We start from the raw sequence: 20,744 nt of genomic DNA on the forward strand, positions 1-20,744 counted from the left end.
GACACTGGCTTTGCGCCGCTCCGGATCATGCTCCAGCCCGCGCTGTGTAGGGGGCAGGGCCCATCGGGTCAATAGCCGAAGGGCGGTCAATTGTGCACCGTGACGGCGGATTTGCCGTTCCAGCGCCTCGGGTTAGGCCGGTTTCTTGAAGTTAGTCAGCTGTCGTGGCGGATTTCCGAGCCGACCGGCTGCGACGGGGCGGCGACCGAGGGCAGGCTGACCGGGCGCAGCCCGATCAGTTCCGCGGTCCGGATCGCGCTGTTGCGCCAGAATGTGAACTCGTTGATCCGCGAATTCTCCAGGATCGCGATGGAAACCGCGGCGAGGAATGGCAGGCTTTGCAGCACCAGCACGCCGGCGAAGATGTAGATCTCGCGCACCTGCTTGTAGCCGTTGGTGACGATAAGCACGATGGCGCCGATCAGCAGCAGCACGCCGATCACGGCCTCCCAGAACGCCTGGAATTCGATCGACATCCGCGACAGGCCGCCCTTCGAGGTACGGGCGAAGGCGAGATGCTCGGTGATCAGGCCTTGCGCCACCGCGCGCGACACCGTCCACTGCACGCTCATCGCCGCGATCATGGCGCCCAGCATCTGGGCGGCCTTGATGTTCACCCGCAGCCGGTAGAGCACTACGAAGTGCAACAGTGAGACGATGAAGGAGGCGATGATCGGAAGCGTCAGGATCTTGTCGGGGATCGCGATGTCGGCGAAGGCGACGATCGGGACCCAGATCAGATTGAGGATCGCCACCACCACGCCGAGGCTTTCGGCCCCTAACCAGTTGAGCCAGCCGAGCGAGAACTCGCGGCGCTGGTCCGGCGTCAGTCGGCTCGCGCCGGGCAGGAAGCGCCGCCAGTGCTTCTTGACGATCTGGAAGCCGCCATAGGCCCAGCGGTGGCGCTGCTTCTTGAAGGCCTCATAGGTGTCGGGCAGCAGGCCTTCGCCGTAACGCACATTGGTGTAGTGCGTGAGCCAGCCCTGCTGCTGGATCGAAAGGCCGAGATCGGTGTCCTCGCAGATCGTGTCAGAAGACCAGCCGCCGGCCTTGTCCATCGCCGCACGGCGGATCAGGCACATCGTGCCGTGCACGATGATGGCGTTGAACTCGTTGCGCTGGACCATGCCGATGTCGAAGAACCCGGCATATTCGCCGTTCATGATGTAGTGCATCAATGAGCGGTCGCCGTCGCGATGCTCCTGCGGCGCCTGCACCAGGCCGACGCGCGGATCGGCGAAGGCCGGCACCAGGTCCTTGAGCCAGTCCGGATGCACGACATAGTCGGCGTCGATGATGCCGATGATCTCGGCGTCCGCCGCGGTCCGCTCCATGGCAATCCGCAGCGCGCCGGCCTTGAAGCCCTGCACCTTCTCGGCATTGATGAACTTGAAGCGCTCGCCGAGCATCCGGCAGTGATCCTGGATCGGCCGCCAGAAGTCGGGATCGGGCGTGTTGTTGATGATGCAGACGCACTCGAAATTCGGATAGTCGAGCCGCGACACCGCATCGAGCGTCTGCTTCAGCATCTCGACCGGTTCGAAATAGGCCGGGATGTGGATCGAGACTTTCGGAAACGTCACGTTCTCGCCCATCGTGGCCGGTGCGAGGGTCGCGCTCCTGCCGATCAACCGGCGCGGGCCGCGGCCGAACGCCACCGCCGCGATCTCCTCGATCCGCGCCATCGCGATCAGGACCAGCGGAACCAGCAGCACGAGACCGAGGCTGAGCGCGAAGGCCGAACCCCAGACGAAATAGTGCGTGGTCCAGTACGAGAACACGGTCGCAACCCAGGCGCCGACACCGTTGGCCGCGGCCGACAGCAGCAGCGCCTGCATCACGGTCGGCTGGTCCAGCCGCAGGATCGGCAGCGACATGAAGAGGCCGACCAGCACGGCGACCAGCGCAATCTTCCAGTAGTTCAGGTCGGTGACCGGGCCGGTCCAGGCGAACTTCGCCTCGCGGTCGGCATTGAGGATGCCCCAGTAGGGACCGACGCCGCCTTCGAAGAACTTCCACGGCTGATCGATGGCCTCGACGATGTTGTAGTCCATGCCGATGGCTTCGGCGCGCGCGACGAAATTGCGCAGCACGGTGGCCTGCTGGAACGGACCGGGCTCGGCGCTGCGCAGATTGTAGCCCTGGCTCGGCCAGCCGAATTCGGCGATCAGGATGCGCTTGCCGGGAAACGAGTCGCGCAACAGGTTGTAGCGGTCGACCGCCTGATCCACCGCCTGCTTGTCGGTGAAGTTTTCCCAGTACGGCAGTACGTGCGCGGCGATGAAGTCGGACGAATTGGCGAGCTGCGGGTGGTCGCGCCAGATGTTCCAGATTTCACCGGTCGTGACGGGAACGTTGACCGACTTCTTGACGCGCTGGATCACCTTGATCAGCCGGTGCACGTTGCTTTCGGCGATCGCCCATTTGACGGCTTCGGACCGCTTGTCCTCGGGCTGCGTCTCCGCGTCGTGCAGGCGCTGCGCCTCCTCGCGGAGGATGCGCTCGGACTCCTCAGGCGGCACTCCGATCTCCGGAACCGAGCCGAGGTTTTCCAGCGGGACCTGCTCGCCGCGGAACACGGTCTCGTTGCCGACCACGATGCCGATGACGTTGCTGTTGCGCTTGGCCAGGTTGATCGCGGCTTCGAGCTCGCGATTGTTGCGGTTGGCGTCCTTGTCGATCCAGGCGCCGACCGTGACCTTCATGCCGAACTCGGCGGCGACCGGCGGCACCAGCTCGTTGCCTTCGGTCGACGAATAGAGGCGGACCGCTTTGGTGAGCGTCGAGAGCTTTCGCAGATCGGTGCGCACCTTCTCGCTGTCGGCAGCAACATCTGCGACGGAGTGGCCGGACTCGAACGGGGCGTAGGACAGGCTCGGCAACGTGCCACGGAAATCGGGCGCCGACTGCTTCTCCTGGAAGAGACCCCACAGGGCGGCGTGGGCGGCGGTGACAAGCAACAGGACGGCGACGACGGCGCGCATCGCGGTTAAACCATACGGGGCCTGAGATTGAGGACTTAAGCGAACCCGTCCCCTGGGCTCGACCAACATAGCGGCGGAGGGAAAGATATCTCCGCCATCCGATTTAACAACTGGTATGCCGCAATGGCGTTTTAAGGGCGCAAGCCGTTCCAGCCGCGAAAAAAATCGCGGCCGGATCCGATCGCGCCATGCGGCTATTTCGATGCCGGCGCCGGTGTCGCCGACGGTGTCGGCGCAGGCGAGGGCGAGGCGGCCGGCGCGGGCGCGGCATTGCCGGCCGTCGACGGCGCCGGGGTGGGCGCGGCGGCGGCTGCCGCGGCCTGCGGCTGGGCACCCGGGTTGATCCAGCAGGCGTGGATGCGGCCGTCGAGGCTGCCGCGCACCTTGTCGTCGATCTGGGCGCCGAACCGGGTCAGGCAGCGGAAGGCGGCCTGGACGTGGCCGCCGGGGCAGCCGAACCGGTCGTAGAGGTCGAGATGGCGGAACGCAGTGTCGAGGTCGTCGTTCCACATCAGGCGGACCACGCGGCGGCCGAGCCAGACGCATTCCGGATTGCCGGCCGGGCCGTTGATGGCCTGCTGGGCCTCGACGAATTCCTCGACCTTGCGCTGGTTGGCCTCCCGCACGGCGTTGGCATTGGCGTCGGGCTGTCCAGGCTGCTGTTTGGCCTGATCAGGCGGATTCGGCGTACCGCTCTGGGCAAACGCGCCGCCAGCTCCGTTCAAGAGCGCGAGCGCTGTGACGAGGCCCGTTACGGTAAGATGGCGCAAAGCAGTGTTCTTCAACTCAAGCAGCCGTCGACGCATGCATTCCCCGATATGTTCCGGCCCCTGCGGGATCATCCTAACGGCTCGCGTGATGCCGTCCAAATAGGTCTCCAGTGCGGCGGAGACTGTGGCGGAATCCCATGACTGGAATTTGGTATTTTGTCCAGCAAACTCACAACTTTATCGACCCAGCGCAAAACTGTCGCAGGACAACCATGGTATTGACCGATTCCTGGACTTGGCAGACGGGCCGTGACCGGCTAATTCGACGGTCCCCCGGAGGATGGAACCGATTTCGCTTCGTACGCCGCTGGCGCTTCTCCTGATCTCGCTCGCCGTGATTGCATCTGTGTGGTGGTGGCTCGCCACGCCGATTACACTCGCGCGTGCGCCGATCGATCCTGCCGCAAAGCTGCAATGCGTGTCCTACACGCCGTTCCGCGGCGCCCAGACGCCGCTCGATCCGACCACGCAGATTCCGGTCGAGCAGATCGAGCAGGACCTCGCCGATCTCGCCAAGGTCACTGATTGCGTGCGGACCTATTCGATCGAGAACGGCCTCGACCAGGTCCCCAGCGTGGCGGCCAAGGTCGGGCTGAAGGTGATGCAGGGCATCTGGCTCAGCAGCAACCGCTTCAAGAATCTGCAGCAGATCGCGATCGCGGTCCGGCTCGCCAAGGAATATCCCGGTGTCGTCACTTCGCTGATCGTCGGCAACGAGGTGCTGCTGCGCGGCGAGATGACCGCCACCGATCTTGCCGGCAACATCCGCGCGGTGAAGGCGGCGGCGGGCAATCTCCCCGTCACCTACGCCGACGTCTGGGAATACTGGGTGAAGAACCGCGAGATCTATGACGCGGTCGATTTCGTCACCATTCACATCCTGCCGTATTGGGAGGACGTCCCGATCAAGGCGAAGTACGCCGCGGCGCATGTCGACGATATCCGCAAGCGGATGGCGGTGACGTTCCCGGGCAAGGAGATCCTGATCGGCGAGACCGGCTGGCCGAGCGCAGGACGGATGCGGGAGGGCGCCTTGCCGTCGCGCACCAACCAGGCGCGGGTGGTGTCCGAGATCCTCGATCTCGCCAAGCGCGAGGGTTTCCGGGTCAACCTGATCGAGGCCTATGACCAGCCCTGGAAGCGCAAGCTCGAGGGCACGGTCGGCGGCAATTGGGGCCTGTTCGATGCGATCAAGCGGCAGGTGAAGTACCCGCCCGGCGTTGCGATCAGCAACTATCCGGAGTGGAAGCTGCAGATGGCCGGCGGTATGGCGCTGTCGATCGCCACCTTCCTCGCGGCCTGGCTGACGCTGCGGCGCCGGCCCTGGACGCCGCGGCCGTCGGCCTGGATCGCGGTCGCGATTTCGGCGACGACGGCGGGGGCGCTGCTCGGGATCGCCGGCGACAAGATGTACTATGAGAGCTACGGCGTCGGCGGCTGGCTGCATTGGGGCGTGCTGCTCGCTGCCGCGATAGCCTCGCCCTTGTTGACGGCGCATGCGCTGATCGCCGGGCGCTCGCTGCCGACCTTCCTGGAGCTGGTCGGGCCGCGCGACTATCGCGGCAAGGGCGCGATCGGCGCGTTGCTGGCGATCGTGCTGGTCATCACTACGGTGATCGCAGCCGAGACCGCGCTCGGCTTCGCCTTCGATCCGCGCTACCGCGATTTTCCGTACGCTTCGCTGACCATGGCAGTGGTGCCGTTCGCGCTGCTCACCATGTTCAATCGTCCGAAGGAAGGTATCCGCCCGCTGGCAGAATCCGTGTTCGCCGGCCTGCTGGCGATCGCCGCCCTCTACACGATGTTCAACGAGGGCACGATCAACTGGCAGTCGGACTGGACCTGCGTGATGTACCTCCTGCTCGCCGCTACGCTGTGGCGGGCGCGGGCCGCGCAAAACCCAGGATGAACAGCCCGATCGCGAGCCCCGACAGCACGACGTTGTAGAGCACGATCCCGAGCGCGGCTGCGATCAAGCCGACCGTGAGCAGCACGATCGACGGCCGCGTCAGGTTCAGCACCGCAATCACCAGCGCCGTGATCCCGAACACCGAGTTCTTGAACAGCACGGTCGACAGCGCGCGGGCCTTGCACAGCATGGTCTGCGTGCCGGCGTCGCACGCCAATGCAACCGGCGAGAATTCGATCGCGAGATACCGCACGTACAGCGCATAGCCGATGGTGACGAAGCCCACGACCATCAGGAACTGGACCTGATAGGGGGAGAGGCGGAACGGAGGTTTTGTCATCGCGGCACTATGGTCGGGAACGGGGTTTCGGACAAGGCTAGGTCAGAGCAGCGAAATCGGTTGAGAATTTGGCCGCAATCCTTTGCTGGACATGATTATTGGCTGTTCCGCCGGAACATCGAGGAGATTGTCGTCGGCTCCGGCTTCTTTTCCTCGGCAACCGGCTGCGGCGGTGCGACCGTGCGCCTCGGCGCGGCCCGCCGGTGCGGCAAGGCCGGCTTGGCTCCGGCTGGCGGCTCGTTCAGGGCCAACCGCTGGCCGTCATAGATCGCCGTCTCGCAGGTCCGCTGGACCAGGCTGAGGCCGGCGCAAATCCTGGCGGCGGTCCCGGCGTCGTTCAGCGGTCCAGCCACCAGGCGCAACTGCATGCCAAGCCCGTTGCTGTTCTCCTTGATGACGATGATCGGCCGCAGCGCGGCCAGCGGCGCGTTGGCCTTCGACTTCAAGAGGCTGCGCCAGAGCGCGCGCAATCCGTTGACCGAATTTGCGGTGCCGAGATCGATGCCGAACTCGGTGCGCTGGATCTGCGCCTTCGGCGCATCGTCTTCGACGTCGGAGTCCGGATCCGGTGTGATCACGAGCGGCGGGATCGGCGCGGCGTTGACATCATTGGCGGTCGGCGGCTTGGGCGCCTCGGTTGCCTTGCTCGGCGCGGGATCGCGCGATGCCATCAGCGGCTTGTCCGCAGCCGGCGTGGCCACGGGCGCCGGCGTGGCCGCCTTTATTTCGTCGGTACTGGCCGCGGCGGCCGCGGCGCTCATCGGACTGGCAACTGATGGGGCGGAGGCAGAAACAACCGGCGCCGAGCTCTCGGGGGCCGACGGCTTCTCCGCAGCAACCTGCGGCCTGCTCGCGGTGGCCGTCGGCTTCTTGTCGGCCGCTGCGGGCTTCTCGGCCGCAGCAACCGGCTTCTCGACCGGCGCCGGCGCCTTGCTGTCGATGGATGCCACCACCTTGTCGGCCGCGGCCGGCTTGTCCGATGCGGCAGGCGGCGTCGTTGCGACGGCGGCGACGGCGGGTGCAGCCACCGCGGGCGCCGAATTGGCTGAAGCGAGCGGCGTAGCAGGTGTCGCTGCCGGAGTTGGTGGTGCTGCCGGCACGGCTGCCACCGGCTGTCTCGCGATCGTCCCGGTCACGGAGTCGAGCCCCTGTTCCAGCGTGGTGACGCGCGAATACAGCCGGTCGCGGTCGCCATTGAGCGTATCGATCGCGGATGCCAGCCGGCGCGTCTCGTTGTGGCTCTCCTTCGCCAGCGTCTGCAACTGTTGAGCCTGGCGCGCGATATCAGATGCGGCGACCTGGTCGCGCCGCAACGTCAGCGCGGACTGGTTGGCCATCACGGCGATGGCGACGGCGCCGACCGCAGCCACGCCCCACGAGCCGAGCCGCCACAGCATGCGGCGATCGAAAGCATCCTCCTCGGCCAAAAAGCCGGTGGTACTCTCGGTGTCGAAATCCGCCGCCAGATTGTCGGGATCTTTGGCCAAAGCCCGCTTGGCCCTCCTCAAGGCCCGCCGAATCACGAGGCAAAGATTAACAGGAAATGGACCGGGAACTTGAATCTGAGAGGCCACGGAGGCGAATCGGTTTCTTCTGCCGGGGAAAACAATTAAAGACGGCCTCAAAGAAAGCGTTGCGCAGCTGACTGCGCGAACCATCGAGGATGCCGAATGACTGCGCGTACGAGCCTGACAGTGGTGCTTGCGGCCGGAGAGGGCACGCGGATGCGCTCGTCGCTGCCGAAGGTGCTGCACCCGGTGGCCGGGCAGTCGCTGCTGGCGCATGTGCTCGATGCCGCAGCCTCCGGCGAGGGATCGCAGCTTGCGGTCGTGATCGGCCCCGACCACGAGGCGGTCGCCGCCGAGGCCTGCCGGATGCGGCCCGATGCGCAGACCTTCGTGCAGCGCGAGCGGCTCGGCACGGCGCATGCGGTGCTGGCGGCGCGCGAGGCGCTCGCCCGGGGCGCCGACGACCTGCTGGTCGCGTTCGGCGACACGCCGCTGATCTCGGCCGAGACCTTTGCGCGGATGCGCGCGCCGCTGCGCGAAGGCGCCGCGCTTGCGGTGCTCGGCTTCCACGCCGCCGACCCGACCGGCTACGGCCGGCTGGTGACCGAGAACGGCAAGTTGGTTGCGATCCGCGAGCATGCCGATGCCAGCCCCGAGGAGCGCAAGATCACGCTGTGCAATGCCGGCGTGATGGCGTTCGACGGCAGCAAGGCGCTCGCGATCATCGAGAAGATCGGCAATGCCAACGCCAAGGGCGAATATTATCTGACCGATGCCGTCGGCATCGTCAGGGAATTGGGACTGGAGGCCGTCGTGATCGAAACCAGCGAAGATGAAGTGCGCGGCATCAACACCAAGGCACAGCTCGCCGAGGCGGAGGCGGTGATGCAGGCGCGGCTGCGCAAGCAGGCGCTCGAGGCCGGCGTGACCCTGATCGCGCCGGACACTGTCCATCTCGCCGCCGACACCAAATTCGGCAAGGACGTCGTGATCGAGCCGTTCGTGGTGATCGGACCGGGCGTGTCGATCGACGACGGCGCCGTGATCCATTCCTTCTCGCACATCGTCGAGGCCCGTATCGGCAAGAAGGTGTCAGTCGGTCCCTATGCGCGGCTGCGGCCCGGCACCTCGCTCGGCGACGGCGCGCGGATCGGCAATTTCGTCGAGACCAAGGCCGCGACGCTGGAGGCCGGCGTCAAGGTCAACCATCTCTCCTATGTCGGCGACGCCCATGTCGGCGCCAATTCCAATCTCGGTGCCGGCACCATCACCTGCAACTATGACGGCTTCCTCAAGCACAAGACGCTGATCGGCGAGGGCGCCTTCATCGGCACCAACACCTCGCTGGTCGCGCCAGTGACGATCGGCAAGGGCGCCTATATCGGCTCGGGCTCGGTCATCACCAAGGACGTCCCCGACGACGCGATGGCGCTCGAGCGCAGCGAGCAGTCGATCCGCGAAGGCGGCGCCGCCCGCTATCGCGCGGCGAAGCTGAAGGCGAAGGCCGCGAAGGGGAAGTGATCTTCCCTCGACGTGACCCCGAGTTTGCCTCCACGATAGGATGTCGTCCCTGCGAAAGCAGGGACCCATACTCCGCGGCCGACGTTGGAGGCGGGACTCGTCGTTCCAGCATCGCGAAACAATGACCGTCGGTGGTTATGGGTCCCTGCTTTCGCAGGGACGACAGCGAATGTGTTGCACGATATGTGAGCTATCGCGACATCTCGCCCTGCGCGGCGCTGTTCAGGCCGCACTCTTCACCTGGCCCTGCGCGCTGGTGTTCGGCTGAACCGGTCCGAGCAGGATGCGCCGCTGCATCTCGTCAAAGGCGAGATTTGCGTTCTTCTCCCGCGTGACCAGCGACAGCAGGATCGCGACCGCGAACGATAGCGGCATGCTGATGATCGCCGGATTGCGCAGCGACACGAACCACCATTGATGCTCGATCGCCGCCAGCGGCTTGCCGAGAATGTCGACCTGGATGGTCGGCGACAGATAGATCAGCACCAGCGAGCTCAGCGTGCCGACGAGGATGCTCGCCACGGCTGCGGGCGTCGTGAAGCGGCGCCAGGCGATGGCGAGCACCAGCGAGGGGAAGTTGGCGGCGCAGGCGATCGAGAACGCGAGGCCGGCCATGAAGGCGACGTTCTGGCCCTCGAACGCGATGCCGAGAAAGATGGCGAAGATCGAAATCATGACGGTCGCGACGCGCGCGACCTTGAGCTGCTCGGCCTCGGAAGCGCTGCCGTTGCGGATCACATTGGTCCAGACGTCGTGGCAGAGCGTGGCGACGCCCGACAAGGTCAGTCCGGCGACGACGGCGAGCATGGTCGCGAATGCGACCGCACAGATGAAGCCGAAGAAGGCGTTGCCGCCGACCGTGAGCGCGAGCAGCGGCGCTGCCATGTTGCCGCCGCCTCCGGCCTTTGCCACCGCGTCGGCGCCGACCAGCACCATGGCGCCAAAGCCGATGATGAAGACCATGAGATGAAAGACGCCGATCAGGCCGGTGGCATAGAGGATCGACAGCCGCGCGGCCTTGGCATCCTTCACCGTATAGGCCCGCATCAGCACATGCGGCATCGCGGCGGTGCCGAACATCAGGCCGAGCCCGAGCGAGATGGCGTCCCATTGGCCCGAGACCACCTTCGATCCCGGCTGCAGCACCTTGGTGCCGTATTTCTCGGACGCTGCGGCGAACAGCTTGAGCGGGTTCATCTCGAAATGGGTCAACACGAGGAAGGCGAGCAGGATGCCGCCGCCCATCAGCAGCGCAGCCTTCACCACCTGCACCCATGTCGTCGCCAACATGCCTCCGAACAGCACATAGACCAGCATGACGCTGCCGACCACGACGACCGACCAGGTGTAGGGCAGGCCGAACAGCAGCTTGATCAGCGATCCCGTCGCGACCATCTGGGCGATCAGGTAGAACAGGATGACGGCGAGTGTCCCGACGGCGCCGGCGAGGCGCACCGGGCGCTGGCGCAGCCGATAGGCCACGACGTCGGCGAAGGTGAAGCGGCCGACGTTGCGCAACGGTTCGACGATCAGGAACAGGATGATCGGCCAGCCGACCAGCCATCCGATCGAATAGATCATGCCGTCGAAGCCGTTGGAGGTGACGATGCCGGCAATGCCGAGCAGGGCGGCGGCACTCAGGAAATCACCTGCGAGTGCCCAGCCGTTCTGCCACGGCGTGACCTGGCCGCCGGCGGCGAAGAAGTGTTCGGTGGTGCGCGTGCGCCGCGCGGCCCAATAGGTGATCGCCAGTGTCAACGCCATGAAGGCGAAGAAGAACCCGATCGAAAGCGTGCTGCTGCCCATCTTGCTCTGGTCCCTTTAGCGAAGATTGCGGATGCCGGCATCGAACACCCGGTTCGCCCACAGCACGTGGACCAGGCAGAGCGCGAAGGAGGAGATGATGACGAGCGGGCCGAGCACAATGCAGAGCGACAGGCCGGGCACCAGGATGGTGCCGAGCAGCGGCTTGTCGAACGCGAACAGCCCCATGAAGCCGAAATAGATCACGATCATCGCGGCACTGAGCACGAGCGCGACGATCATCCGCTTCTTGGCCAAGGCCCTGACGCTCGGCGCCGGATCGGAATTGCCGGGAATAACCACGTTCATGCTTGCCCCCTCAAAACTTCAGCGCGCGCTACCTTGCGCCAATCGGACGAGCTTCAGCCGGGCTCCGATGGAAGGGAACTATGGATTTTTGCAATCTGCCGTGCGCGGCTGCGGCAGGGCATCGGCCAGCGTGACCTGCATGTCGGGGTCCTGCTTCAGCGTATTCTTCAAAAACGCGCGGACGGCGCGGATGCGCGGGGCAAATTGCAGGTCGCTGTGGACGTTGAGCCAGACCTCGCGAAAAGTGCCGGCGAGGGTGGGCAGCACGGGGATCAGGTCGGGCCGGTCGTTGGTGGCAAAGCTCGGCAGCATGACGATGCCGAGGCCGCCCGACGCGGCGTTCATCTGTGCGATCATGCTGTTGGAGTGGAAGGCGACCTTCGGCTCCTCGATGACGTCGGCGAGCCAGCGTACGGAATCGACCTGGATCAGATCCTCGATATAGGAGACGAACCAATGATCGGCGAGGTCGCGAAGGCTTGCAGGCATGCCGTGATTGTCGAGATAGCTCTGGCTGGCGAATAGCCCGAGCCGAAACTTGCCGATGCGCTCGGAGATCAGGCCCGGACCGGGTGGCCGGAAGAAGGACACGAACAGATCGGCTTCGCGCTTGTGCACATAGACCGTCTGCGCTGATGTGACGAGCTCGACGGCGAGTTGTGGCGCGGTGCGCCGCAGTTTCGCAAAGCGTTGCGCCAGATAGAGCGAGGCGATCCCCTCCATGGTGGCGAGCTGCACGGTCCCGACGAGTTCCTGGGTGTCGCTGGCGCTGGCCTCCTCGCGAATGGCGATCACCGCGCTCTCGACCCGCTCGGCATGACGCAGCAACCGCTCGCCGACTTCGTTGAGCTTGAGCCCGGTGCGGTGGCGTTCGAACACCGCAATCCCGAGAGACGCTTCCATCTGGGCGATCCGCCGGCTCACGGTGGAATGATCCAGCCGCAGCCGCTTTGCTGTCTGACTCAGATTTCCGGCGCGCGCGGCACAGAGAAAGACCCGCAAATCGTCCCAGTTGATCGTATCGAACATGACCTGCCTCCGGATTTACGGCCCCTGTCAGCAAAGCAATTCCCGTTCCAACGCGCGGCGGCTCCGATCCTTTGCAACCGACCTTGCGACAATTCCCATGCATGCCGGGAAGGCAGCGATGATACCGCTTCGCCTCCCTGGTCCTAGCCGGAATTTTCGTCATGCTCCCTCGTTTCAAGGCTGCTGCCGTCCACGCCGCGCCCGTCTTCCTCGACAGCCGGGCGACCACCGAAAAGGCGATCGCCATCATGCGCGAGGCTGCCAGGGCCGGCGCCGAGCTGATCGCGTTTCCCGAAACCTACATTCCCGCCTTTCCGGTCTGGGCCGCGCTGTGGCCGCCGATCGACAATCACGACCTGTTCGTGCGGATGGCGGAGCAGTCCGTGCTGGTGGACGGACCGGAAGTGGCGCGGCTGTGCGCCGAGGCGCGCGGCCTCGGCGTCACCGTCTCGATCGGCATCAGCGAGCGCTCGGCCGTCAGCGTTGGCGGGCTATGGAACTCGAACCTGATGATCGGCGAGACCGGCGATATACTGGTTCATCACCGCAAGCTGGTTCCGACCTTCTATGAGAAGCTGGTGTGGTCGTCGGGCGACGGCGCGGGCCTCAAGGTCGCGGAGACACGGCAGGGCCGGATCGGTGGGTTGATCTGTGGCGAGAACACCAATCCGTTGGCCCGCTTCGCACTGATGGCGCAAGGCGAGCAGGTGCACATCTCGAGCTGGCCGCCGATGTGGCCCACCCGGCGCCCGGCAGGCGGCGGCAATTTCGACAACGTCGCCGCCAACCGCATCCGGGCCAGCGCACATTGCTTCGAAGCCAAGGTATTCGGGATCGTCACCGCCGGCTACATGGACCAGCCGATGCGGGCGTTCCTCATCGAGCGCGACAGAACCATCGCCGACGTGATCGACCAGACGCCGCGTGCGGCGAGCTTCTTCGTCGATCCGACGGGTGGTGTCTTCGGCGATGAATTGCAGGACCAGGAAGGGATCGCCTACGCGGAGATCGACCTCAATCGCTGTGTCGAGCCGAAGCAGTTTCACGACGTGGTCGGCTACTACAACCGCTTCGACATCTTCGGCATGACCGTCGACCGCAGCCGGCTGACCCCGGCACGATTTCGCGATGATGAACAGCCGATGGCGAAAGCTGAGGACGAGGCAATTTTGTCCGTCGACGCTGACGCCGTATCGAATGGGCAGAGGCGCGAATACCGGAGCTGACGAAGAGCTGGACCTCGGACATCGCAGAGACCGGCGCTTTCGATCGGTGCGGAAACGAGCACCGTTGCCAATGCGGAAATGTATGGCTAGCTTTAGTCCAGGTTAGCCCCCAAGCGCTCGTTCGATCGGCCGGACGCTCATGCCCAAATTCCTTCGCATCGGAGTCCATCAGTCGAACGTGTCCGGATACACGTCGAAGGCATGGTGCATTCGACGGGCCGGCTCGACGGTTTTCCTGAAATGGGGCGCCGTGGAGGTTCAGGGCGCTGGAGCCGGACGCAAGGTCTACTGGACGTTTCCACCGCAGGAAAAAACCGTCCGCTGCCGCACGGTGCCGCGTGCCCAGGACTACGCCAAGGCCGCCATCGCGCGACGGCGCAGCCATAGCTATGAACCGCTGACGGGAAATATTGCGAACCGGCGTCGGACCTCCGACCGAGGCTCGGAGCTCAAACAGGCGCTTGCCACGATCCTCTTTGTCGACATCGTCCGATCCACCGAAAAGGCCGCGCGGCTCGGCGACTCGCGCTGGGCGACGGTGATGAATCACTACTACGCCGCCGTTCGCCGGGAGCTGAAGGCCTTGCGCGGCAAGGAGGTCGTCACGACGGGAGACGGTGTGCTGGCGACGTTCCGCGCGCCGGCGGCCGGGATCAGTTGCGCGACCGCGATCGTCAAGGCGGTGCGCACGCTCGGGCTCGAGATCAGGGTGGGATTACACGCGGGCGAATACAAGGTGAGCGGCGCGGAGGTCATCGGTCTCGCGTTTCACATCGGTGCGCGCGTCGCCGCCAAGGCGCGTGCCGGCGAGGTGCTGGTCTCGAGCGCAGTCAAGGACCTGATGCGGGAGTCCGAAATCCGCTTCAAGGATCGCGGCGCGCACCAGCTCAAAGGCGTGCCGGAGCGCTGGCGGCTCTACCGGGTCGAACAATAAGGGCGTCCTGCAGGAGTGGACGCCGTGTTGCGATCAACGCTCTCGAGCACGCCCATCGCCTGGTCGAGCCTGGTGTGCGGCAGCAGGATGCCGAATTCTTCGCCGCCGAGCCGGCCGATCACGTCGGAGCCGCGTAGCGCGCGGAGTCCGCGACCGCCGCCAAGCACCGTGTCGCCGACGGCGTGCCCATAGGTGTCGTTCCGGCGGCGGCACGTTCTCCGAAAGGCGTTAACGGTGGGTTGACGTGATCTGTCGCGTTTGCCGCGGCCATGGTCTGGGCGTGCCGCGACGTTTGGCTTCATGCTAAAGGGATGGGAACCGCGGGTGACAGCTTAATCCGTTTCCCGGTCGGACCGTTGGTCGAGCGCTGCGGGGCATAGCAAATCGGAGGCCGGAGTGACGAAAGCGCTTTGTCGGGGTGTTGGGACACACGCCATCTTCGCGATATTCGCGTGCCTTCTGGTGGGTAACTTGGCGATCGTGTCGATTGCGCGCGGCGATGAAACTTCAAGCGTTGATACACGACGTGTGGCGCTCCGCGAATGGAGCAGCCTTGCCAACGGGCGCACGGACTTTGAAATTTCCGATCCGGCCTTGGTGCCAAGAATGCTTGCACTTGCGGCCGAGCAATCCAGCTGCAAATACAAGGATGACATCGAAAAGCTGCCGGTGCGCGTTATGAAAGTGGCGGGCCACCGTCTCGCGCTCATGTTCTGTCGATCTTCCGTGACGGGATCGGATCGCGCGTTCGACCTCTCCGATGTGAGCAGGCCAAAGCTACTGGAATTTCCCTACATGGCGGCGCAGGGGTTCGGCACGACCGATACTCCGGGCATTATCACATGGAAGGAAGACACTGGCCTGTTTGAGGCCGAAACTTCAACGGACGAGTGCCCCAGCACACGTCTGCGGCACGTCTATCGGCTGGGCGTGACCAATCGCGAAAGCTTTGTCGTGGTTCGTGTCGAGGTCCGCGCGCCAGTGTGTGGCGCGGGTCAAGAATGGACCTCGATCTGGGAGGCGAAACCTTGGCCCGTCCCGGCGAGTGTTCCGTGACGCGCTCTTGCCAAACTGGTTAGCCCCGATTAACCAGCCTTTCGCATCAACCTTGCCGTTTAAGACTGTCGCAATCGGCAATAATTATTGAGTATCTTGCGACCGGCGATTCCCGTTAAGGGACCGTGTCGCCGCTTTGGCAAATTTTCGGCGATTTTGGGGACATTGAACCGCATGTGCGGCATCGTCGGCATTCTTGGACGCGCTCCGGTCGCGGAGCAACTGGTGGATTCGCTCAAGCGGCTGGAGTATCGCGGCTATGATTCCGCAGGTGTCGCCACGCTGGAGAACGGCGGCCTGGCGCGGCGCCGCGCCGAGGGCAAGCTGAAGAATCTCGAGGCCCGGCTCGAGGCCAAGCCGCTCGGCGGCCACACCGGCATCGGCCACACCCGCTGGGCCACCCACGGCCGGCCGACCGAGAACAACGCGCATCCGCACGCCACCGAACGCGTCGCCGTGGTGCATAACGGCATCATCGAGAATTTCCGCGAGCTGCGCGAGCATCTCGAGCACAAGGGCGCCGTGTTCTCGACCGAGACCGACACCGAGGTCGTGGTGCATCTGGTCGACAACCTGCTCAAGGGCGGCGTTGCGCCGGTCGAGGCGGTGAGGGCGGTGCTGTCGCAGTTGCGCGGCGCGTTCGCGCTCGGCTTCATCTTCGCCGGCGAGGACGATCTGATGATCGGCGCCCGCAACGGCCCGCCGCTCGCGGTCGGCCATGGCGAGGGCGAGATGTATCTCGGGTCGGACGCGATCGCGCTCGGGCCGTTCACCGATACGATCAGCTATCTCGAGGACGGCGACTGGGTGGTGCTGACCCGCAAGGGCGCGACGATCTTCGACAAGGACAACGCCATCGTCCATCGCGAGGCGATCAAGCACACCACCGCGACGGCTTTGGTCGACAAGGCGAACTATCGCCACTTCATGGCGAAGGAGATCCACGAGCAGCCCGAAGTGGTCGGGCACACGCTCGCCCGCTACGTCGACATGGCGACCGAGCGTGTCGCCCTGCCGATCAAGCTGCCGTTCGATTTCAAGGATATCCAGCGCATTTCGATCACGGCATGCGGCACCGCGAGCTATGCCGGCTTTGTCGCAAAATACTGGCTGGAGCGGCTGGCACGCGTTCCGGTCGAGCTCGATGTCGCCTCCGAATTCCGCTACCGCGAGGCGCCGTTGCGCAGGGGCGACCTTGCGATCTTCATCTCGCAGTCCGGCGAGACCGCGGACACGCTGGCGGCGCTGCGCTACGCCAAGTCGCAGGGCGCGCACACGCTCTCGGTCGTCAACGTGCCGACCTCGACGATCGCGCGCGAAAGCGAGACCGTGCTGCAGACGCTCGCCGGTCCCGAGATCGGCGTTGCGTCGACCAAGGCGTTCACCTGCCAGCTGATGGTGCTGGCCGCGCTTGCGGTTGCCGCCGGCAAGGCGCGCGGCGAGCTCTCCGATGCCGACGAGGCCAAGCTGGTGCATGGCCTGGTTGAAATCCCGCGCCTGATGTCAGAAGCGCTCACGTCCGAGCTGCAGATCGAGAAGCTGGCGCGCGAGATCTCGAAATCGCGCGACGTGCTCTATCTCGGCCGCGGCACCAGCTATCCGCTGGCGCTGGAAGGCGCGCTGAAGCTGAAGGAGATCTCCTACATCCATGCCGAGGGCTATGCCGCCGGCGAGCTCAAGCACGGTCCGATCGCGCTGATCGACGAGCACATGCCGGTCGTGGTGATCGCGCCCTATGACAAGGTGTTCGAGAAGACCGTGTCCAACATGCAGGAGGTCGCCGCCCGCGGCGGCAAGATCATCCTGATGACCGACGCCAAGGGCGCCGCGGAAGCCACCATCCAGTCGCTGGTGACGATCGTGATGCCGGACATGGGGGCGACCTTCGCGCCGATCGTGTATGCGGTTCCGGTGCAGCTGCTCGCCTACCACACGGCCGTCGTGATGGGCACCGACGTGGATCAGCCCAGGAATCTGGCCAAATCGGTCACGGTCGAATAGCCGCAAGTGACGCTGTCACGCAGCCCTTCAAAAACCTGCTAGAATGGCTTAGCTCAGGGTGCTGCGCACCGAAGTTCGGGACAGGATCATCATCTCGCGCTAGCCTTTTGTTTATGCACGATCTTTTCGGAAATCCGCGGCGCACTTTTCCGGATCATGCTGGTGAGGACGGCCGCTTCGACGATCTGGAACAGCAATGACGTCCAACAAAGTGCCTCCCCACGCGCCAGGTGAACTGCCTCCGGACGCTCCCCGCGGGCTCATGGCGCGGTTCCGCAACTATTTCCTGACCGGCCTGGTGGTGGCCGGGCCGATCGCGATCACCTTCTATCTGACCTGGTGGTTCGTGAACTGGGTCGACAATCTGGTCCGGCCGTTCGTACCGACGGCCTACCGGCCGGAGACCTATCTGCCGTTCGGATTGCCGGGTTCCGGCCTGATCGTCGCCGTCATCGCGTTAACGCTGCTCGGCTTCCTCACCGCCAATCTGATCGGGCGGACCCTGGTCGATCTCGGCGAGCGGTTGCTCGGCCGGATCCCTGCGGTGCGTGCGATCTATCGTGGCCTAAAGCAGGTGTTCGAGACGCTGTTCTCCGGCAACGGATCGAGCTTCCGCCGCGTCGGCCTGGTCGAGTTTCCATCGCCCGGGATGTGGTCGATCGTGCTGATCTCGCAGGCGCCGAGCGCCGAGCTCGCGGCCAGCCTGCCCGGCGAGGAGGAGCACATCTCGGTGTTCCTGCCGTGCGCGCCGAACCCGACCACCGGCTTCTTCTTCTACGTGCCGAGGAGCAAGATCATCGAGATCGAGATGAGCACCGAGGATGCCGCGACCCTGATCATGTCGGCCGGCGTGGTGCAGCCCGGCGCCAACGATCAGAAGCAGCGCGCTGCCGCGCTCGCCGGCATGGCCAACGCCGCGCGCGTCGCCAACCAGGCCTCGCTGCAACCGGCCACTCAGCCTGCGCCGGCAAAGGTGGAGTAGGGGCCCCAACTCCATCCCCGTCATTGCGAGGAGCGAAGCGACGAAGCAATCTATGGCTCCGCATACGTGGAGGGATGGATTGCTTCGCTTCGCTCGCAATGACGGGGCTTTCAGCTAGCCCGCGCCGATCAGCGGCACGGCCTCGTCGCGCTCATACAGATAGAGCAGGCAGCGCAGCGCTTCGCCGCGTTCGCCCTTCAGCTTCGGATCGTCTTTCATGATCCGCAGCGCCTCGTCGCGGGCCTGGGTGATGAGCTGGCCGTGCACCTCGGAGCGCGCGATGCGATAACCGGGCAGGCCGCTCTGGCGGATGCCGAGCACGTCGCCTTCGCCGCGCAGCTTCAGATCTTCCTCAGCGATCCGGAAGCCGTCCGTGGTCTCGCGGATCACTTTCAGCCGCGCCTTCGACATCTCGCCGAGCGGCTCCTTGTACAGCAGAAGGCAGGTTGAGGCTTCCGAGCCGCGGCCGATGCGGCCGCGCAGCTGATGCAGTTGCGCCAACCCAAAGCGTTCGGCGTTCTCGATCACCATGATGGTCGCCGCCGGCACGTCGACGCCGACCTCGACGACGGTGGTTGCGACCAGGAGCCCGATCTCGTGCGCGGCGAACTGCGCCATCACGCGATCCTTTTCGGTGCCCTTCATCTGGCCGTGCACCAGGCCCACACGATCGCCGAACCGCTGCCGCAGGCTCTCGAACCGCTCGGTCGCGTTGGTGAGGTGCTCGGTGCCCTCGGCCTCGGATTCATCGACCAGCGGGCAGATCCAGTAGACCAGCTTGCCGGCCCCAAGCGCGCGGCCGACGCCGTCCATGACATCCTCGATCCGGCTCATCGGCACCGCGCGCGTGTCGATCGGCTGGCGGCCGGCGGGCTTCTCGCGCAGCTCCGAGACGTCCATGTCGCCAAAGTATGTCAGCACCAGCGTACGCGGGATCGGCGTCGCGCTCAGCACCAGCACATCGACGGCCTCGCCCTTGGAGGTCAGCGCGAGGCGTTCGCGCACGCCGAAGCGATGCTGCTCGTCGACCACGGCGAGCGCCAGCGCCTTGTAGATCACGTCGTCCTGGATCAGCGCGTGGGTACCGACCAACAGATCGATCTCGCCGGCTTCGAGCCGCGCCAACAGCTCGCGGCGCTCCTTGCCCTTCTCGCGGCCGGTCAGGATCGCAACCCGCATGCCGGCGCTCTCGGCGAGCGGCGCGATGGTCTTGATGTGCTGGCGCGCCAGGATTTCGGTCGGCGCCATCAGCGCGGCCTGCTTGCCGGCTTCCGCGACGGCAGCGGCCGCCAGCAACGCCACCACGGTCTTGCCGGAACCGACATCGCCCTGCACGAGGCGCAGCATCCGCACCGGCTGGCGCAGGTCCTCGATGATCGCCGCGACCGCCTGCTGCTGCGATTTGGTCAGCGCATAGGGCAGGGCATCGATGATCCGGTTACGGAGATGGCCGTCGCCGGCGTTGCGGACGCCGGCGGGGCGGCGCAGCGTGGCGCGGACCAGCGCCAGCGCGAGCTGGCCGGCGAGCAGTTCGTCGAACGCAAGGCGCGACCAGAACGGGCCGTCGGGCAGGATGTCGGTCAATTCGACCGGAACATGGACGCGGGTCAACGCCTCCCTGATAGGCGGAAACTTGCAGCGGCGCAGCACTTCGGGACTGATCCACTCCGGCATGTCCGGCAGCTTGGTCAGGGCCTGCGCGATGGCGCGGCGGAGCGAGCCGATCGCGAGCCCCTCGGTCAGCGGATAGACCGGATCGATACCGGAGAGCTTTGCAAAGCCGGCCTCATCGACGACGCGATCGGGATGCACGATCTGCGGGATGCCGTCATACATCGCCAGCGTGCCGGAGACGTAGCGCTTCTCGCCGACCGGCAGCAGCTTCTCGACATAGCCGGGCTGAGCGCGGAAGAAGGTCAGCACGACATCGCCGGTGTCGTCGCTGGCATAGACGAGGTAGGGCGCGCGCGAATTGCGCGGCGGCGGCGGACGATGGCGGTCGACGGTGACCTCGAGCGTCACCATGGTTCCGACCGCGGCGTCGCGGATTTTCGGCCGCGCGCGGCGATCGATCACGCTCGCCGGCAAATGCAACAGCAGATCGACCAGCCGCGGCGTCTCGCTGCGGCCCAGCAGATAGCGCAGCAGCTTGTCCTGCTTCGGGCCGACACCCTGGAGGGTCGTGACCTGGGCAAACAGCGGATTGAGCAGACTGGGGCGCATCAGGAGAATCTAGGTCCGTTTCGACACGTCATGCCCGGCCTTGTGCCGGGCATCCACGTCTTTTTTTAAGCGAGCATGATTGCCGGGTCCCGTCTACGCCAAGAGCTGCGAAGGCTTCGACGGGCGCGCAGGCCCGGCAATGACGGCAT

The 20,744-nt window shown here is 65.3% G+C and carries 16 protein-coding genes; 7 read left to right on the forward strand and 9 right to left on the reverse strand.

Annotated features, from left to right (window positions below):
• Positions 1-155: 155 nt before the first annotated feature.
• Both ACOIX3_RS20040 and ACOIX3_RS20045 read right to left on the reverse strand, forming a co-directional pair.
• Positions 156-2,984, reverse strand: coding sequence for a glycosyltransferase (locus ACOIX3_RS20040; protein WP_420971533.1), 2,829 nt, complete (start codon positions 2,982-2,984; stop codon positions 156-158).
• 194 nt (positions 2,985-3,178) lie between these two features.
• Positions 3,179-3,790, reverse strand: coding sequence for a beta-1-3, beta-1-6-glucan biosynthesis protein (locus ACOIX3_RS20045; RefSeq protein WP_420971534.1), 612 nt, complete (start codon positions 3,788-3,790; stop codon positions 3,179-3,181).
• Between the two features lie 244 nt (positions 3,791-4,034).
• On the opposite strand from ACOIX3_RS20045, the gene ACOIX3_RS20050 reads away from it, so the two are divergent.
• Positions 4,035-5,663, forward strand: a complete 1,629-nt coding sequence (locus ACOIX3_RS20050; RefSeq protein ID WP_420971535.1) for a beta-(1-6) glucans synthase — start codon at positions 4,035-4,037, stop codon at positions 5,661-5,663.
• Here ACOIX3_RS20050 and ACOIX3_RS20055 read toward each other — a convergent pair.
• Both ACOIX3_RS20055 and ACOIX3_RS20060 read right to left on the reverse strand, forming a co-directional pair.
• Positions 5,623-6,003 carry a hypothetical protein gene (locus ACOIX3_RS20055; RefSeq protein WP_420971536.1) on the reverse strand — a complete coding sequence of 127 codons (381 nt, stop codon included), beginning with the start codon at positions 6,001-6,003 and terminating at the stop codon, positions 5,623-5,625. The two genes, ACOIX3_RS20050 and ACOIX3_RS20055, sit on opposite strands and share 41 nt — an antisense overlap.
• A 95-nt stretch (positions 6,004-6,098) precedes the next feature.
• Positions 6,099-7,490 (reverse strand): hypothetical protein, encoded by a 1,392-nt coding sequence (locus tag ACOIX3_RS20060; protein ID WP_420971537.1) that lies wholly within the window; start codon positions 7,488-7,490, stop codon positions 6,099-6,101.
• Positions 7,491-7,673: 183 nt separating this feature from the next.
• Here ACOIX3_RS20060 and glmU point away from each other — a divergent pair, with 183 nt between their 5' ends.
• On the forward strand, positions 7,674-9,032 hold the full coding sequence (glmU, locus tag ACOIX3_RS20065; RefSeq protein ID WP_420971538.1) for a bifunctional UDP-N-acetylglucosamine diphosphorylase/glucosamine-1-phosphate N-acetyltransferase GlmU: 1,359 nt from the start codon (positions 7,674-7,676) through the stop codon (positions 9,030-9,032).
• A gap of 222 nt (positions 9,033-9,254) precedes the next feature.
• Here the strand turns inward: glmU and ACOIX3_RS20070 are convergent, their stop codons facing one another.
• The 3 genes from ACOIX3_RS20070 to ACOIX3_RS20080 form a co-directional block, all read right to left on the reverse strand.
• Positions 9,255-10,838, reverse strand: a complete 1,584-nt coding sequence (locus tag ACOIX3_RS20070; protein ID WP_420971539.1) for a cation acetate symporter — start codon at positions 10,836-10,838, stop codon at positions 9,255-9,257.
• A gap of 15 nt (positions 10,839-10,853) precedes the next feature.
• Positions 10,854-11,144, reverse strand: a complete 291-nt coding sequence (locus ACOIX3_RS20075) for a DUF485 domain-containing protein (protein WP_420971540.1) — start codon at positions 11,142-11,144, stop codon at positions 10,854-10,856.
• A gap of 78 nt (positions 11,145-11,222) precedes the next feature.
• Positions 11,223-12,173 (reverse strand): LysR family transcriptional regulator, encoded by a 951-nt coding sequence (locus ACOIX3_RS20080; RefSeq protein WP_420971541.1) that lies wholly within the window; start codon positions 12,171-12,173, stop codon positions 11,223-11,225.
• Between the two features lie 161 nt (positions 12,174-12,334).
• On the opposite strand from ACOIX3_RS20080, the gene ACOIX3_RS20085 reads away from it, so the two are divergent.
• On the forward strand, positions 12,335-13,399 hold the full coding sequence (locus ACOIX3_RS20085) for a carbon-nitrogen hydrolase family protein (protein ID WP_420971542.1): 1,065 nt from the start codon (positions 12,335-12,337) through the stop codon (positions 13,397-13,399).
• Between the two features lie 139 nt (positions 13,400-13,538).
• Positions 13,539-14,333 carry an adenylate/guanylate cyclase domain-containing protein gene (locus ACOIX3_RS20090; protein WP_420971543.1) on the forward strand — a complete coding sequence of 265 codons (795 nt, stop codon included), beginning with the start codon at positions 13,539-13,541 and terminating at the stop codon, positions 14,331-14,333.
• On the opposite strand, the gene ACOIX3_RS20095 is transcribed toward ACOIX3_RS20090, so the two are convergent.
• The gene (locus ACOIX3_RS20095) at positions 14,315-14,635 is read right to left on the reverse strand and encodes a GGDEF domain-containing protein (RefSeq protein ID WP_420971544.1); all 321 of its coding nucleotides are present in this window, start codon (positions 14,633-14,635) and stop codon (positions 14,315-14,317) included. The two genes, ACOIX3_RS20090 and ACOIX3_RS20095, sit on opposite strands and share 19 nt — an antisense overlap.
• Before the next feature lie 94 nt (positions 14,636-14,729).
• Here ACOIX3_RS20095 and ACOIX3_RS20100 point away from each other — a divergent pair, with 94 nt between their 5' ends.
• The 3 genes from ACOIX3_RS20100 to ACOIX3_RS20110 all read left to right on the forward strand — a co-directional run bounded on the left by ACOIX3_RS20100 (position 14,730) and on the right by ACOIX3_RS20110 (position 18,372).
• Positions 14,730-15,389 (forward strand): hypothetical protein, encoded by a 660-nt coding sequence (locus ACOIX3_RS20100; RefSeq protein WP_420971545.1) that lies wholly within the window; start codon positions 14,730-14,732, stop codon positions 15,387-15,389.
• Positions 15,390-15,563: 174 nt separating this feature from the next.
• Complete coding sequence (gene glmS, locus ACOIX3_RS20105; protein WP_420971546.1) at positions 15,564-17,390, forward strand: glutamine--fructose-6-phosphate transaminase (isomerizing); 1,827 nt, start codon at positions 15,564-15,566, stop codon at positions 17,388-17,390.
• A gap of 196 nt (positions 17,391-17,586) precedes the next feature.
• A complete protein-coding gene (locus ACOIX3_RS20110; protein ID WP_092114412.1) occupies positions 17,587-18,372 on the forward strand; it encodes a DUF502 domain-containing protein in 786 nt (261 codons plus the stop codon).
• A 114-nt stretch (positions 18,373-18,486) separates the two neighbouring features.
• Here ACOIX3_RS20110 and recG read toward each other — a convergent pair whose 3' ends face one another.
• Positions 18,487-20,595: an ATP-dependent DNA helicase RecG gene (gene recG / locus ACOIX3_RS20115; protein WP_420971547.1), complete on the reverse strand. Its 2,109-nt coding sequence runs from the start codon at positions 20,593-20,595 to the stop codon at positions 18,487-18,489.
• Positions 20,596-20,744 lie beyond the last annotated feature (149 nt).

Origin of the sequence: Bradyrhizobium sp. B120, from assembly GCF_049075665.1 — a bacterium.
In the GTDB taxonomy this organism is placed as follows: Bacteria; Pseudomonadota; Alphaproteobacteria; order Rhizobiales; family Xanthobacteraceae; genus Bradyrhizobium.